Source organism: Dysgonomonas sp. HDW5B (assembly GCF_011299335.1).
In the GTDB taxonomy this organism is placed as follows: Bacteria; Bacteroidota; Bacteroidia; order Bacteroidales; family Dysgonomonadaceae; genus Dysgonomonas_A.
Map to the genome: position 1 here is coordinate 373,840 of NZ_CP049858.1, position 15,121 is coordinate 388,960.

At 35.8% G+C, this 15,121-nt stretch carries 16 protein-coding genes; 11 read left to right on the forward strand and 5 right to left on the reverse strand.

The features are described 5' to 3' along the window. Nucleotides 1-133 precede the first annotated feature (133 nt). From sufD to G7051_RS01485, 7 genes are all read left to right on the forward strand, one after another. The gene (sufD, locus tag G7051_RS01455; RefSeq protein ID WP_166197961.1) at nucleotides 134-1,474 is read left to right on the forward strand and encodes a Fe-S cluster assembly protein SufD; all 1,341 of its coding nucleotides are present in this window, start codon (nucleotides 134-136) and stop codon (nucleotides 1,472-1,474) included. A gap of 100 nt (nucleotides 1,475-1,574) precedes the next feature. Continuing rightward, on the forward strand, nucleotides 1,575-2,795 hold the full coding sequence (locus tag G7051_RS01460; RefSeq protein ID WP_166197963.1) for an aminotransferase class V-fold PLP-dependent enzyme: 1,221 nt from the start codon (nucleotides 1,575-1,577) through the stop codon (nucleotides 2,793-2,795). Nucleotides 2,796-2,991: 196 nt separating this feature from the next. Continuing rightward, the gene (locus G7051_RS01465) at nucleotides 2,992-4,011 is read left to right on the forward strand and encodes an endonuclease/exonuclease/phosphatase family protein (protein ID WP_166197965.1); all 1,020 of its coding nucleotides are present in this window, start codon (nucleotides 2,992-2,994) and stop codon (nucleotides 4,009-4,011) included. Nucleotides 4,012-4,118: 107 nt separating this feature from the next. Further along, nucleotides 4,119-5,387 carry a nucleoside permease gene (locus G7051_RS01470; protein WP_166197967.1) on the forward strand — a complete coding sequence of 423 codons (1,269 nt, stop codon included), beginning with the start codon at nucleotides 4,119-4,121 and terminating at the stop codon, nucleotides 5,385-5,387. Between the two features lie 13 nt (nucleotides 5,388-5,400). Continuing rightward, the gene (gene rsmI / locus G7051_RS01475) at nucleotides 5,401-6,075 is read left to right on the forward strand and encodes a 16S rRNA (cytidine(1402)-2'-O)-methyltransferase (RefSeq protein ID WP_166197969.1); all 675 of its coding nucleotides are present in this window, start codon (nucleotides 5,401-5,403) and stop codon (nucleotides 6,073-6,075) included. Nucleotides 6,076-6,184: 109 nt separating this feature from the next. Next, nucleotides 6,185-7,057 carry a hypothetical protein gene (locus G7051_RS01480; RefSeq protein ID WP_166197971.1) on the forward strand — a complete coding sequence of 291 codons (873 nt, stop codon included), beginning with the start codon at nucleotides 6,185-6,187 and terminating at the stop codon, nucleotides 7,055-7,057. A 129-nt stretch (nucleotides 7,058-7,186) separates the two neighbouring features. Further along, entirely contained in the window at nucleotides 7,187-7,882 is a 696-nt protein-coding gene (locus tag G7051_RS01485; RefSeq protein WP_166197973.1) for a YjjG family noncanonical pyrimidine nucleotidase, read from the forward strand. A gap of 79 nt (nucleotides 7,883-7,961) precedes the next feature. Here the strand turns inward: G7051_RS01485 and G7051_RS01490 are convergent, their stop codons facing one another. The 5 genes from G7051_RS01490 to serS all read right to left on the reverse strand — a co-directional run bounded on the left by G7051_RS01490 (nucleotide 7,962) and on the right by serS (nucleotide 12,217). Beyond that, complete coding sequence (locus G7051_RS01490) at nucleotides 7,962-8,750, reverse strand: aspartate dehydrogenase domain-containing protein (RefSeq protein ID WP_166197975.1); 789 nt, start codon at nucleotides 8,748-8,750, stop codon at nucleotides 7,962-7,964. Nucleotides 8,751-8,900: 150 nt separating this feature from the next. After that, the gene (locus tag G7051_RS01495; RefSeq protein WP_166109973.1) at nucleotides 8,901-9,659 is read right to left on the reverse strand and encodes an MBL fold metallo-hydrolase; all 759 of its coding nucleotides are present in this window, start codon (nucleotides 9,657-9,659) and stop codon (nucleotides 8,901-8,903) included. 161 nt (nucleotides 9,660-9,820) lie between these two features. Next, nucleotides 9,821-10,342 carry an SPOR domain-containing protein gene (locus G7051_RS01500; protein WP_166109976.1) on the reverse strand — a complete coding sequence of 174 codons (522 nt, stop codon included), beginning with the start codon at nucleotides 10,340-10,342 and terminating at the stop codon, nucleotides 9,821-9,823. 161 nt (nucleotides 10,343-10,503) lie between these two features. Beyond that, nucleotides 10,504-10,914 carry a lipocalin-like domain-containing protein gene (locus G7051_RS01505; protein ID WP_166197977.1) on the reverse strand — a complete coding sequence of 137 codons (411 nt, stop codon included), beginning with the start codon at nucleotides 10,912-10,914 and terminating at the stop codon, nucleotides 10,504-10,506. 31 nt (nucleotides 10,915-10,945) lie between these two features. After that, a complete protein-coding gene (gene serS, locus G7051_RS01510; RefSeq protein WP_166197979.1) occupies nucleotides 10,946-12,217 on the reverse strand; it encodes a serine--tRNA ligase in 1,272 nt (423 codons plus the stop codon). A 321-nt stretch (nucleotides 12,218-12,538) separates the two neighbouring features. On the opposite strand from serS, the gene G7051_RS01515 reads away from it, so the two are divergent. From G7051_RS01515 to G7051_RS01530, 4 genes are all read left to right on the forward strand, one after another. Then, the gene (locus G7051_RS01515; protein ID WP_166197981.1) at nucleotides 12,539-13,576 is read left to right on the forward strand and encodes a tetratricopeptide repeat protein; all 1,038 of its coding nucleotides are present in this window, start codon (nucleotides 12,539-12,541) and stop codon (nucleotides 13,574-13,576) included. A gap of 114 nt (nucleotides 13,577-13,690) precedes the next feature. Further along, nucleotides 13,691-14,242 (forward strand): RNA polymerase sigma factor, encoded by a 552-nt coding sequence (locus tag G7051_RS01520; RefSeq protein WP_166197983.1) that lies wholly within the window; start codon nucleotides 13,691-13,693, stop codon nucleotides 14,240-14,242. A 49-nt stretch (nucleotides 14,243-14,291) separates the two neighbouring features. Beyond that, nucleotides 14,292-14,642 carry a hypothetical protein gene (locus tag G7051_RS01525; RefSeq protein WP_166197985.1) on the forward strand — a complete coding sequence of 117 codons (351 nt, stop codon included), beginning with the start codon at nucleotides 14,292-14,294 and terminating at the stop codon, nucleotides 14,640-14,642. Between the two features lie 11 nt (nucleotides 14,643-14,653). Next, nucleotides 14,654-15,121 carry a hypothetical protein gene (locus G7051_RS01530; protein WP_166109994.1) on the forward strand — a complete coding sequence of 156 codons (468 nt, stop codon included), beginning with the start codon at nucleotides 14,654-14,656 and terminating at the stop codon, nucleotides 15,119-15,121.

Below are 15,121 nucleotides of genomic sequence, written 5' to 3' on the forward strand. Positions count from 1 at the left end.
CACAGACCTTTTTATTGTTTTGGTACACGGGCAACCTATGTGGTAACGCTCAAAGGAAAGATCGACACGATCTGCCCTACAAATAAAAACAAATCAATAAATATTTCTCATTACTTAAAATATACAGAATTCAATGATAGAAACTCAATATATAGACTTATTCACCAAGCATAGAAACTTGATCGACGAAAAATCGACAAAGGTTCTAAACGAGGCGAGAGATAAGGCTTTTGAAATCTTCAAGACTTTGGGATTACCCAATCGTAGTCTCGAAGATTATCAATACTCGGATGTAGCAAAAGAATTTATGCCCGACTATGGATTTAACTTGAGCAGATTAGCTATTCAACACAATCCATACAACGAATATAAATGCAACGTTCCCGAATTGGCTACGAATTTATTCTTTTTAATGAATGATACATTCCACAAAGAACATCAGCCTAAAACTGATTTTCCTAAAGGTGTGTTCATCGGTAGTTTGAAAGATTTTTCGGAGCAACATGCAGATATCTGCTCTAAATATTACGGTAAAGTAGCTCAGTTGGAAAACAATGCTATAGCTGCTTTCAATACAATGTTTGCTCAGGATGGATTTGTAATCTATATTCCCGACAATGCAATCATCGAACAACCTTTACAGTTAATCAATATACTGACTGCCAAGGTTGATTTTTTAGTAAACAGACGCTTACTGATTATTGCAGGTAAAAACGCTCAGGTAAAATTATTGGCTTGCGATCATACGGTTGACAGTCATAAATTTCTGGCAACTCAGGTAACTGAAATTTTTGCAGAAGAAAATGCACATATCGAGTTCTACGAATTAGAAGAAAATTCTAATCAAGTAACCCGATTGGCTTCGACCTACGTTCAACAAGAAAAATCATCAACTGTATTAGTCAATAATATAACTCTCAACTGTGGTTTTACAAGAAATAACTATCATGTAAAATTAAACGGAGAGCAAGCCGAGGCTACAATTGCAGGAATTGTCATTGCAGACAAAGTACAACATGTGGATAACTTTGCATTTTTAGATCATGCAAAACCACACTGCCAAAGTACACAGTTATTCAAGTATGTATTACAAGAACATGCTGTAGGTTCTTTCTGCGGACGTATCTTAGTAGAAAAAGATGCTCAAAAAACGATGGCGTATCAAACGAATAATAACCTTTGTGCTTCACCTGATGCTCGAATGTATTCGAAACCTCAACTTGAGATCTATGCCGATGACGTGAAATGTTCGCACGGTTTAACTACCGGACAACTTGACGAAGATGCTCTTTTTTACCTGCGTGCAAGAGGTATTGCTAAAGAGGATGCTAAATTGTTGCTTATGCAGGCATTTACGGCCGATGTGCTTAAATTAATTCATATTGACGCATTAAGAGAGCGTCTCGAAGAATTAGTTGAAAAACGCTTTCGCGGTGAAGAAGCCAGATGCGGAGATTGCTCCATTTGCAAATAAAGTTTCAGACCTTTTTAGTTATTAGACAAGTATAAAAAAGGCTGCTACAATCGCTAACAGAGCAATACAGATTAATTACTTACAAAAAACAAATAGGTCTATGACCTTAGATATAAATAAAATACGTGCTGATTTCCCGATACTTGACACCCAAGTATACGGGAAACAGCTTATTTATCTGGATAATGGAGCCACCACTCAGAAACCTAAATGCGTAATCGATAAGATTTCTGAAGTATATTCCTCAGTAAATGCAAATATTCACAGAGGAGTACACCATTTGAGCCAGGAAGCTACCGAACTGACTGAAAATACCCGCAAAAAGGTACAACAGTTTATAAACGCTAAACACTCTCACGAAGTAATATTTACTAAAGGCACTACCGAAAGTATAAATCTGGTAGCCTCTAGTTTTTGTCGCGAGTTTTGTAAAGAAGGCGATGAAATTATTGTTTCGGCGATGGAACATCATTCCAACATTGTGCCTTGGCAAATACAGGAAAGTATTACAGGTGTAAAGCTAAAAGTAATCCCTATCAACGAAAAAGGAGAGCTTATTCTTGAGGAGCTTGAAAAACTCATCACATCCAAAACACGTTTGATTTCGGTAATGCATGTATCCAATGTTCTTGGAACAATCAATCCGATTGAAAAAGTTATTGAGATAGCACACAATAAAAACATTCCTGTCTTGATAGATGCTGCACAATCAATACAGCATATCGAAATAGATGTACAAAAGTTAGATTGTGATCTATTAGTTTTCTCAGGTCATAAAATATACGGACCAACCGGAACCGGTATTTTATATGGGAAAGAAGAGCTTCTAAATAAATTGCCTCCTTATCAGGGAGGGGGAGAAATGATCGGATCGGTTTCCTTCAAGAAGACTACTTTTAACGAACTTCCTTTCAAATTTGAAGCAGGTACACCTAATTATGTAGACTTTATTGCTTTAGGAACTGCATTGGACTATGTAAACTCTATCGGATTATCAAATATCAGAGTTTATGAAGATGAACTTCTGGCATATTGTACCTCTGAGTTAATGAAAATAGATGGCATGCGCATTTTTGGAACATCCGAACATAAAAGCAGTGCTGTATCATTTCTTGTTAACAACATTCACCACTACGATATGGGTATGCTACTCGATAGAATGGGCATTGCCGTACGTACAGGTCACCATTGTGCCCAACCGCTTATGGAAGAATTGGGAATAGAAGGAACAGTAAGAGCTTCATTTGCTTTTTATAATACAAAAGAAGAGATAGATCAACTTATAACAGGTATAAAACGAGTTGTTCAAATGTTTGGATAATACCAAAATCTTCAAGATATCAAAAGACTATTTATGGATCAATTTCATAGGTAGTCTTTTTTTATTCCTAAATTTGCACATTCATCCTGACATAAAGCTCAGAACGTCAATCATAGCATTCATTAGGATAGCAGCTAGAGTCGGTTATGTTTAGAATTATATTACTAAAATTTTTCGGTTAATTACCATATCAGTTATGAAGAAATACTTATTAATTTGTTTAGTCCTATTATCGTTAAGTGCTGTTGCTCAACAGAAAAAAGAAGTATACCCTATTGCTTTCTATAATGTAGAGAATCTATTCGATACAAAAAGAGACCTGAATATTGAAGATGAAGACTTCACCCCTTCGGGACGTAATAACTGGACAGAGGATAAATACAATAAGAAACTAAATAACTTAGCATACGTAATAAATCTACTTGGTAAAGAAACAGTACCAACAGGAGCAGTTATTATAGGCATTGCCGAAGTTGAAAACCGTAAAGTAATAGAAGACCTCATCAAGACAGGTGACTTAGCCAAACGTAAATTTCAGATTGTACACCAAGATTCTCCCGATGCCAGAGGTATAGATGTGGGGCTTATTTATGATCCTTCGGTCTTCAAGGTCACATCGCATAAAACATATCCGTTTACACTACCCGGAGCTAATGACATAAAAACGCGTGATATTTTAGTTGTCAGCGGACTATTAGGAGGGCAACCACTCAACGTTCTGGTTAATCACTGGCCTTCGCGTCGTGGGGATAACTCTTCGCCCTTAAGAGAGCGTGCAGCTGCTATATGTAAGCATATAAGCGATTCTATTTACAATGCAAATCCTAAAGCCGGTATTGTAATTATGGGCGATATGAACGATGATCCCAAAGATAAAAGTACACGCATTGTGTTAAATGCAAAGAAGAACCAGGAAGATGTACAAAAAGGTGGGTTATACAATACCATGTGGAAAATTCACGATAGCGGCATTGGCACTTTATGCTACAAAGATCAATGGAATTTATTTGATCAGATTATAATTTCTCAAAGCCTTCTAAAGAAAGGTGATAACAAACTAAATTTTGAGAAAGCAGAAGTTTTCAATAAAGACTTTCTCTTCCAACAATCGGGTAAATTTAAAGGATATCCACTCCGTACATTTTCGGGAAATACATTTTTGAATGGTTACAGCGACCACTTCCCTACCCTTATCTACCTGACATTCCAAAAATAATCAGATAATAAGTATTCTAACGTGCTTAAACTCTCGAATTTCGGCAAAATAAAAAACATATTTATATTATCTTTGATGCATAAATCATATAAATAACTAATCGTGTTATGAGCAGTTCTCTAAACCTTAAGTATCGCCTTATAATAATGAGCTTTCTCCAGTTTTTTGTTTGGGGATCGTGGCTAATTACAGTAGCTAACTACTGGTTTCAAACTCAAAATTGGGAAGCTGATAAATTCGGGGCAATATTCTCGACTATGGGTATAGCTTCTCTTTTTATGCCTGCACTCGCAGGGATTATTGCTGATAAATGGATCGACAGCGAAAAACTATATAGTGCATTACATCTTCTAAGTGGAATAAGCTTATTTTGGTTAGCAAGTGTAGATAATCCCGACACATTTTTTTATGTGATATTAGTAGCAATGATATTTTATATGCCAACCATTGCTTTATCAAACTCGGTAGCCTATTCGTCTCTGAAGAAATACAATATGGATGTAGTTTCCAACTTTCCGCCAATCAGGGTATTTGGAACAATCGGTTTCATTGCAGCCATGTGGATTGTAAATTTAACGGGAAATAAAAGCTCCGAGAATCAGTTCTATATTGCAGCAGTGGCCTCTATTATACTTGCATTGTATTCGCTTACCTTACCTAAATGCCCTCCGCTAGCCAGAGAAAAAGGAGATACTTCACTCTCTAAGGCATTCGGTTTTGAAGCATTTAAGCTATTCAAGAATAAGCAGATGGCTATATTCCTTATTTTTTCGATGTTTCTGGGAGCTGCACTACAACTGACCAACGCTTATGGTGATGTATTTTTAGATGATTTCAAAAAAATACCCGAATTTGCCAATTCACAGATAGTAAGATATTCAACAATCATAATGTCTATCTCTCAGATTTCGGAGACATTATTCATTCTAGCCATTCCTTTCTTCTTGAAACGATTCGGAATCAAAAATGTTATGCTCATAAGTATGGCTGCATGGGTTCTTCGCTTCGGACTTTTTGCGTACGGTGATCCGGGGGCTCATGTATGGATGATAATTCTTTCTTGCATTGTATATGGTATGGCTTTTGACTTTTTCAATATATCGGGTTCATTATATGTTGAAACGACAACCACACCGGCTATACGATCTGCTGCTCAGGGATTATTTATGATGATGACAAACGGTATCGGAGCTATCTTAGGAAGCTCAATCAGTGGATTATTAATTCAGTATTATTTTACCAATGCCGATGGTTCTAAAGACTGGCACGGTATATGGCTTTCGTTTGCCATCTATGCACTCGTCATCTTAATTGCCTTCTCTTTTGCATTTAAGCATAAGCACAATCCCGAAGCTATAAAAGAAACTCATCATTAAACACTAACAACCTATGGGTAAACTATATATTATACCAACACCTGTCGGCAATCTGGAGGATATGACTTTCAGGGCAATACGATTACTCAAAGAAGTAGATCTGATTCTGGCAGAAGATACCCGCACAACAGGTTTCCTCCTGAAGTATTTTGAGATACAGAACAAAATGCAATCGTATCATAAGTTTAATGAGCATAAGACAATTGCACATATTATAGACAGGCTCAATGCAGGAGAAAATATAGGACTGGTGTCCGATGCAGGAACACCGGGAATTTCCGATCCGGGATTTCTTATTGGCAGGGAATGTATAAAAGCAGGTATCGAGATAGAATGTCTTCCCGGAGCAACAGCGTTAATCCCTGCATTGGTTTCGTCAGGTATTCCATGCGATAAGTTTTACTTCGAAGGCTTTCTTCCTCAAAAAAAAGGGAGGATGACCCGCTTTAAAGAACTCGCCGAAATATCGACAACTATTGTTTTATACGAATCACCTCACCGTGTATTAAAAACCCTTACACAGCTGGCTGAATACATGGGCGACGAAAGATATGCTGCCACTTGCCGAGAAATATCTAAATTGCATGAGGAAACTTTACGCGGAACCTTAGCTGAGCTGATTGTACACTTCACAACAAAAGCTCCAAGAGGTGAATTTGTTATAATTATTGCAGGAAAAAATGAATAAATTCTAAAAATAAGCTATTTCTTTAGGAAAAGAATTAAATTTGATGAACTAAAGTAAAACTAAACGAGAGGGTTTATTGTTAAATAGGAAAAAGTAAAAGTAGATAATTATGAAAAAAGTAATTTTAGGATGTCTGTGCCTTGGCATGTTAGCATCGTGTAATGTAAAGAACTCTGATGAATATAAAGCATTGCAAGCTGAAAGAGATTCTTTATTACAAGTCTCAACAAAGGGACAATCAGACGTGTCGGACTTGATGGCAATGATAAATCAAGTAGAAGAAAATTTTGCTCAAATAAAAGAAGCTGAGAAATATTTAACGATAGAATCTAAATCGAAAGGAGAAATGTCTTCTGATACTAAATCTCGTATCACAGATGATTTCCAAATGATCAATGAAATTCTAAAGAAGAATAAAGCAGATATAGAAACGCTGAATAAGAGACTTAAGAATGCAGGTGGACAATCGGCACAACTTAAACAAACTGTCGAAAGACTAACTGCAGAACTTGAGCAAAGAAGTGCTGCCATATCGGAACTTAGAGATGCTTTATCGGCCAGAGATGCTCAAATTGCAACGTTGACAGGTGAAGTTGAAAAACTAAATACAAATGTTGAAGACCTTTCTTCTAAAAATGTGGAACAGTCCAACAAAATTAAAGAGCAAGAAAAAGCATTGAATACCGGCTATTATATCTTCGGTACATCAAAAGAGCTTAAAGAAGCTAAAGTGGTTACCGGTGGTTTCATTTCTTCTCCTAAAATCTTAAAAGAATCTATCGACAAGTCTATTTTCATAAAGATTGATATTCGCGATGTAAAAGAGATTCCGGTATATGCTAAAAAAGCAAAAATACTATCTGATCAACCAAAAGACAGTTATACTATTGCTAAAGATGCAAACAGCCAAGTAGTTATTAAAATTAATGATTATAAGAGATTCTGGAGCTTAGGTCAATTCTTGATCATACAAGTTGATTAAGGTCTAAGCAATCATTATTCTTACATATACAGTAAACACTGATAAGGCGCAATCTTTATCAGTGTTTCTTTTAGAAGGTCTAAGACCTTTTATTCATTTTAAATACACAAGACAATAAACCATAAGTAGATGAAATATACAACTATATTCTTTGATCTGGATGATACGCTTATCGACACAGCACTTAACAGCAAACAAGTACTGGAAGAGGTTTATACTGATTATATGATCAATAAATACTATCCCAACTTTTCTGACTTCTTCCAAAAATATCAAAGCATAAATCTGCATTTATGGGATCAGTACGAACAGAACTTGATAAGCAAGGAGGAGTTAAAGAAAGGTCGGTTTCAACAAGCTTTAAGGGATTTTACATCTATTACAACGGAACAGTCGCTGGAAATGAATAATGATTTTATGGGGAGAGTTTCAAATAAAAAAAACATCATTGAAGGTGTCGAAGGTATATTGGAATATCTGCAACCGAAATACTGTCTTTATATAATCTCGAACGGTTTCTTAGAGGTACAAGATAAAAAGATAAAAAACGCAGGACTGGACTCCTACTTCAAAGATGTATTTTTATCAGATCACGTAGGTAAAAATAAGCCACATCCTTTAATATTCAACTACGCCTTAAAGGAAGCAAATACTACAACGAAGGATTGTATTATGATCGGGGATAACATTAATACGGATATTATCGGAGCTAAAAATTCAGGTATAGACCAAATATGGTTCAATCCTAAAGATATAGCAGATACAAATAGCATAGCCCCCACATATACTGTAAAAACGTTACACGATATTAAGTCTATTTTATAAAGGCTTCTACTTAGTTAGCAGACCAATAATAGCTTGTAAACAAGATATATCAATAAATAACAAGGCGTTGAAATATCTTTCAGAATACAATAGGTGAAACAATATTGATAAGGGTACTAACCACAGACCACCCTGCAATCTCGGGGGTGGCACTGTAGACGTCTACAACAGCATGCACCTGATCATTCTTTATTTCAACCCTTTGAGTATCTCCTATAAAACCGGGGGTAGATTGCATCGTCACGTGCATATTTTCAGGACCAACAGAAGCTAACGAAGCTGCAACCGAAACATTAAGACCTGTTGGGAAAACAGCTATAGCCTCTCTTGCTGTTCCCGAAAAGACAACGCGTTTCTCGGTTTCCAATGACGGATTATATACGGCTGATCTTCTTAATGCAGATTGTCCTTTTTCATTGAAGAACCTTGCCGTTGCATTCCCCATTAAAGTAGCAGTTCTCAAAACATCAAAACCGCCCGTAGCTCCGGATGCAATGTATATGCGTGTACCGCTTGCTTTTGCTGTTTCCATTACCTCTCGATAAAAAAGAGTATCTACTAATGCTCCAATAGATAAAGTTACAATCGAAGTTCCATTCTTTAAAGTCGGCAAAGCCAGCTCTTTCATCGCAGCAGGAGATGCCGATTCGACCAGATAATCCGGCTTCAATGCCAATAAGTCTTCTAATGTTGGAGATGCCACACAAGATTTACCATGCTGTTTCATTTTAGTCACAATACGATCAGCTTTTGAAGCAGTACGCGAATACACTCCAACTAAATCATACTCCGGCAACAAGCCATTAACAACTGCATCGGCAACAATTTCAGCCAATCGTCCACATCCGAAAATCACTAACTTTTTCATACAAGCAAAGATAGCCTTATTATATAAATTTCAAAAAAAATCTATATATCCGGCTTTCGTTTATTTGATCTTGAAGAAAAGATGCTTCTGTATATGGTACGGGAAAGTATTAGCTTTTTAAAAGGAAGGTTGAGAAAGACAAAGAGCAGATCAAGGAATATCTAACTCTAAACCATCAAAAGATAAGAAAACATTCTCTGGTAATATTTTCTCCATTTCGGCATGCGAGCCAAACTGATGACTCATATGGGTAAGGTAAGTCTTCTTGGCTGCAATCCTATCAATCGCCTCTAAAGCTTGTTCTAAGTTTTGATGGGATATATGCTCTCTTATGCGAAGGGCATTTATAACCAAGACATCCAAGCCTTCAAGTTTATGATATTCTTCATCAGGAATCGTTTTTAGATCGGTGAGGTATGCAAAATTTCCAATACGATAACCCATTATGGGCAACATTCCATGCATCAATCTAATCGGAATAATATCAACACCCGCAACTTTAAAAGGCTCGAGGCTGATTTCATTTAAAGCAATACTGGGTATTCCCGGATATTTGTGTTCGATAAAACAATATGGAATACGCGATTTTAATGCTTTTGCAACATACGACTCTGCATAAATCTCAATATCTCCAAACTTACAAAACGGACGTAAATCATCAATACCTCCTACATGATCATAATGCTCATGTGTAATTAAAAGACCATCAATAGGCAAAAACTCAACCTCTAACATCTGCTGCCTAAAATCGGGACCACAATCTATCAATATAGACTTGTCTTGAGTATAAACTATGACCGATGCTCTTAACCTTTGATCTCGTTTATCTTTTGATTTACAAATTTCACACTGGCAGCCAATTTCGGGTACTCCAGTTGAGGTTCCTGTCCCTAAAAATCTTACACGCATATTTCTGTTGAGGTCGCAGACCTTTTAATTGATTCGGTATAATCCCTCAAAGATAGTGATGTTTCAAAAATAGTACAACTGAATCATGGATTGCTTTTATAAAAAAATGGCTATTTCTCAACAAGAAATAGCCATTTTTAAATCTTTATATTTTGACTTGATTAGTATTGTCTTTGTAAGATCCAAAGATCATCAAAAGGTATACCGTATGTTCTTCTAAGAGCATCGCTCGAACCACTAGCTAAATATTTGTCACGGATTGTATTTCTTTCATGCACTGCAGCTCCTTTATCATCGTAGCTGGCAATAATTACACGATACATTCCTTGTTCGTTTTGAGCCAGAATTATTTTGTATCCTTCTTGTTCCATTCTTGCTTTCAGAGCTTCTGCATTAGGTTTTACGCTTAATGATGCGATAACAACACTATATGCTCTAAGTCCTGCAGCATCAGTATCATATACTGGTGTAATTTTTTCTGTTCTTACTTTTTCGTTTGAGGCATCTGTGTAAGCAGGATAAGTAGGCTGTTTAGTAACCGGAGTTGCTGGAGCTTTATTTTCTTCCAATTCTCTTTCTTTTGCTGCCTCATATACAGATTTATAAGCACTTTGTTTTGGTTTACAAGAACCAAAAGCTACCAATAATGATAGTGCTAATCCAAATCCCAGTAGTTTATTCATAATCTCGTTGTTAAAAGTTATTTTTACAAAGATAATAATTTCTCTTATATCAAATAACAGATAAAGAGTAAAAATAGTTTAAGCTATAAAGCCGTCTACCCCTCCATTTTAAGTAAATTCAACTATTTATCACCTCAAATAATAAAAAGGTCTTATACCTCTTAATATTTTTTGAAATATAAAGTTTCTCCTTCCGACTCCAATTCCAAAGATGAAGAAGTATTCTTCTTTACAAAGAAACTTCGTGATAAGCTATTCCATCCCAAACATGTATCACACTCATATGGACGGAAACTATCCCACACTAAATCTACTTTAATTTCGCCTCCCGATACACTGTAATTTCCAAATCCCATAAAAGTTTCGGTATCTGAAGTGAGCTTCAGGTATTGGAACACATTTTTATGAAAAGAATAAAAGATAGTGTCCACATCCTGTTTCTTTCCATCCGAAGTCTCAATACGGTTTAATTGCCATCGACCTTCCAGATTTGAATTCTCATCATCGCCACACGAATAGAAACCAAATAAAGTAAATAATAGGATAAGTAAACTAAATTTCCGAAAATTCATCTGCTAATTATATTAAGTAAAATGGCCGACCTTAGTCTATTTTATCAAAACCTGTATAAGGAATCAAAGCCTTTGGAATATGTATACCATCGGGTTTTTGATTATTTTCGAGCAAAGCAGCTACTATACGAGGCAAAGCCAATGCACTACCGTTTAATGTATGTACCAACTGAGCTTTTTTATCACCTGAACGATATCTGCATTTAAGACGATTAGCCTGATAACTTTCGAAGTTAGATACCGAACTTACTTCCAACCATCGTTTTTGTGCGGCAGAAAATACTTCAAAATCGAATGTCAATGCAGACGTAAAACTCATATCACCACCACAAAGACGAAGTATACGCCAAGGCAATTCGAGTTCTGTCACCAAAGATTCTACATGACTCACCATTTCTTTTAACGATTCGTGTGAATGCTCTGGTGTATCTATGCGGACAATTTCCACTTTATCAAACTGATGCAAGCGATTCAATCCACGCACATCTTTTCCATAAGAACCGGCTTCGCGTCTGAAACAGGCAGAGTAAGCTGTATTTTTGATCGGAAGATCTTTTTCCTCCAAAATAACATCACGATATATATTGGTAACAGGCACTTCTGCTGTAGGTATCAAATACAAATCATCTGCTGTTGCATGATACATCTGACCTTCTTTATCGGGTAATTGACCTGTACCATAACCCGAAGCTGCATTCACAACATAAGGAGGTTGAATCTCCAAATAACCTGCGTCACGAGCTTTATCTAAAAAGAAGTTGATCAATGCACGTTGCAAACGAGCTCCTTTTCCTTTATAAACAGGAAAACCTGCTCCGGAAATTTTAACTCCTAATTCGAAATCTATCAAATCATATTTCTTAGCTAAATCCCAATGAGGAAGGGCTTCTTCTCCCAATTCAGGAATAACACCACCATTTTTTATCTCTTCATTATCTTCAGCCACTCTACCTTCGGGTACTTCATCTGCAGGCAGATTGGGAATAAGCACAAGCATCTCTTGAAGTTGACTTTCGGCATCTTTCATATCTGCTTCCAACGTTTGAATACGACCTTTAACTTCTTGTACAAAAGCACGCAGACTTTCGGCCTCATCTTTCTTGCCATCTTTCATCAAAGCACCAATACTCTTCGATTTAGCATTTACATCCGAAAGAAGACCATCTAATTCAGTCTGTATATCTCTACGTCTTTTATCTTCACCCAATACTTTATAAACAAGCTCTTTTGCATCGAAGTGTTTTTTAGCCAGTTTTTTTATAACAGCCTCAGGGTTATCATTAATAGTCTTGATCGTTAACATCTTATTCTTTAATATTAAGTACTAAAAATATGTATTGATATCAATATGAACAGCAAACACGAAGCTTCTTTCAATATTGATTTGAGAAACAAAGGTATAAATATTTTAAGTCACTTCGAGGACCTTATTATACAAATTTGATAATATATTACTCATATATACCTAATATATTGCCGTTTTCAGATAAATACAAAGACATTGATAGATAAAAAGGTAAAATGGGTGAATATTCGGAAAAAATCATAAACTGATCCAAGTAATATAGATGACAATAGAGTTTTTTAGTACTTTTACCTCTCCAAAATATAATTTTCACTTAGAATGCGGTTATTAGTCATTACAATTATCCTCTTATTTTCTTGTTCAACGATATCATACTCACAGCCTGCATCTGATAAATTGATCAGAAAAGGTGTTAGCCTACACGATAAAGGACGCTATCAGGATGCTATCAGTTATTATCAACAAGCATTAAAGGCTAATCCTTCATCCATGTCTGCAACTTACGAGATGGCACTATCTTATCTGCACCTTAAAGATTACGATAATGCCTTAAAATATAGCACTAAAGTTATTAATGCCAATTTCAAGCCTCTTTTGGTAGATGCATATTGCGTAAAGAGCACGGCTCTGGCAGATTTGAATAAGCTGGACCAGTCTGTTAAATTATTAAATGAGGCTCTCGAAAGATGCGGCGATGAATACCTGCTTCATTATAATCTGGGCTTAAGCTACTTTAAGGCTAAAAATTTAAAATTATCTATTTTCCATCTTCAAAAAGCAATAGAAATAGATACTACACATCCGAGTGCATTTTTATTATATGCATATGTACTCAGTGATTCAGATAGATGGATACAAAGTTTTCTCTCGTTTCACTTCTTCTTATTGCTCGAACCCAATACAGACAGGTCGAAAGATGCATTTGGCGAAATGTATGATATTATTACACAAAAAATACCGACTAATTCTCCACTGTTAACGCCCGAGGATGGTATTGACAGACAAAAAATATATGATCAATTACGAACTATGCAACCTAAAGTTGAAGATCAACGATTTCAATATGCATATTTCGAACAAGCATCTCGCACTATCTTTTTCACTTTAAGCCAGATGCAGGACGACACCCGCAAGGGTATGCTATGGGATTTTTATGTTCCTATTTATTCAGAAATACTGGAATCCGGATATTTTGAAACCTACTGTAGATATGTAAGTGTTTCTTATTTTCCCGTCTCTCTCGAATGGTGGAACAATAATACAGCAAAAGTAGATGGCTTTATCTCTTGGTTTGAAGACGGACAAGGATCATCTGTAGACAATGATGAAGATTTTGGAGACGATTCAGACTTGTAGAACGTAAACAAAAATAAACGGTGGAATGTTTAGAGTCTAAGAAGCCTGCATTTTACTAGTTTATCTAAACAAAAACAGGTCTGAGACCTTAACTATTTACAGCACAAATATAGAATGACAGAAGCGGAAGAAGCTCTATTAGTTAAAAGACTATTGGATGAGAAAACCCAAAGGGATGCTTTCTCTGTTTTAGTGAAATCGTTCAGTGAACGATTATATTGGCAAATCCGAAAAATCGTGATTTCTCACGAAGATGCTAATGATGTTCTCCAAAATGCATTCATTAAAATATGGACTAATATCGACAGTTTTAGAGGCGACTCTAAACTGACTACCTGGCTATACAAGATAGCTATCAACGAAAGTATTTCTTTTGTTAATAAACAACGACAACAACAAAATGTACCTTTGGATGACAGTGACAACTTTCTGGAATCAAAACTCGAGAGTGACTCCTTTTTCGATGGAGACGAGGCTCAGCTAAAACTCCAAAAAGCAATACTTACTTTACCCGAGAAACAAAGGATAGTATTCAACCTCAAATATTTTGAGGAAATGAAATACGAGGAAATGTCGGAAATTCTCGACACCTCTGTGGGAGCCCTTAAAGCGTCATATCACCATGCCGTAAAAAAAATTGAAGATTTTTTATCACAATTCAATTAAACCTTTTTCATTTTCAGGAGTCTATTATAATACTCAAAAGATTAGTAGTATGTTGAACAATATCGAAAAAAACAATCCATTCAAAGTTCCGGAAAATTATTTTCTGAATTTCAATGAAGAAATAATGAACAAATTACCGGAAAAGAAGGTGCAAAAGAAAATTGTTCCCTTATGGAGATTTGTCGGTAAATGGGTTGCTGCAGCCGCTGTAGTTACAGGCATTGCAATACTAGGTACCAACTATATGGATAATCATTCTCCCGACATCAATAAGTTCTCTATAGAAAGCACTATGAGTCCTGATGATAATTTAATTTCCTTGGAAAATGATTATTATCAGTTTATTGAAGATGACGCAACTCAATTGGTTTACAGAGATGCTGTTTATAATTTAGAATAAAAAACAAGATTATGCAATATAAAAACATCTTACTCTTAATTATTCTCTCGGTATTTTCGTATTTTCCATTATCAGCACAGGAACATTCACATCGCGGAGGTTTCGATATAGAGGCATTCAAAAAGAAAAAAGCCGACTTTATCATTGAGAATGTACAATTAACCGATGCTGAGGCCAAAGCATTTATCCCCTTGACAAATGAATTGATGGATAAACGTTTTGAGCTAAACAGAGCTATAAGAAAAGAAACTCGGGAGCTTCGCAAAAAAACAAATAAGACAAATGCCGATTATGAGCGATTACTTGATGCAAGTAGTATGGTTAAGATAAAAGAAGCACAGCTGGAACAAGAGTATTTACAAAAGTTCAAGAAAGTTTTGTCTGCCGAAAAAATATATAAATATAAACAGGCAGAAGCACAATATATGAAAGATATAGTTGATCAAAAAGTCGAAGGCAATAGATATAAACGAAAATAA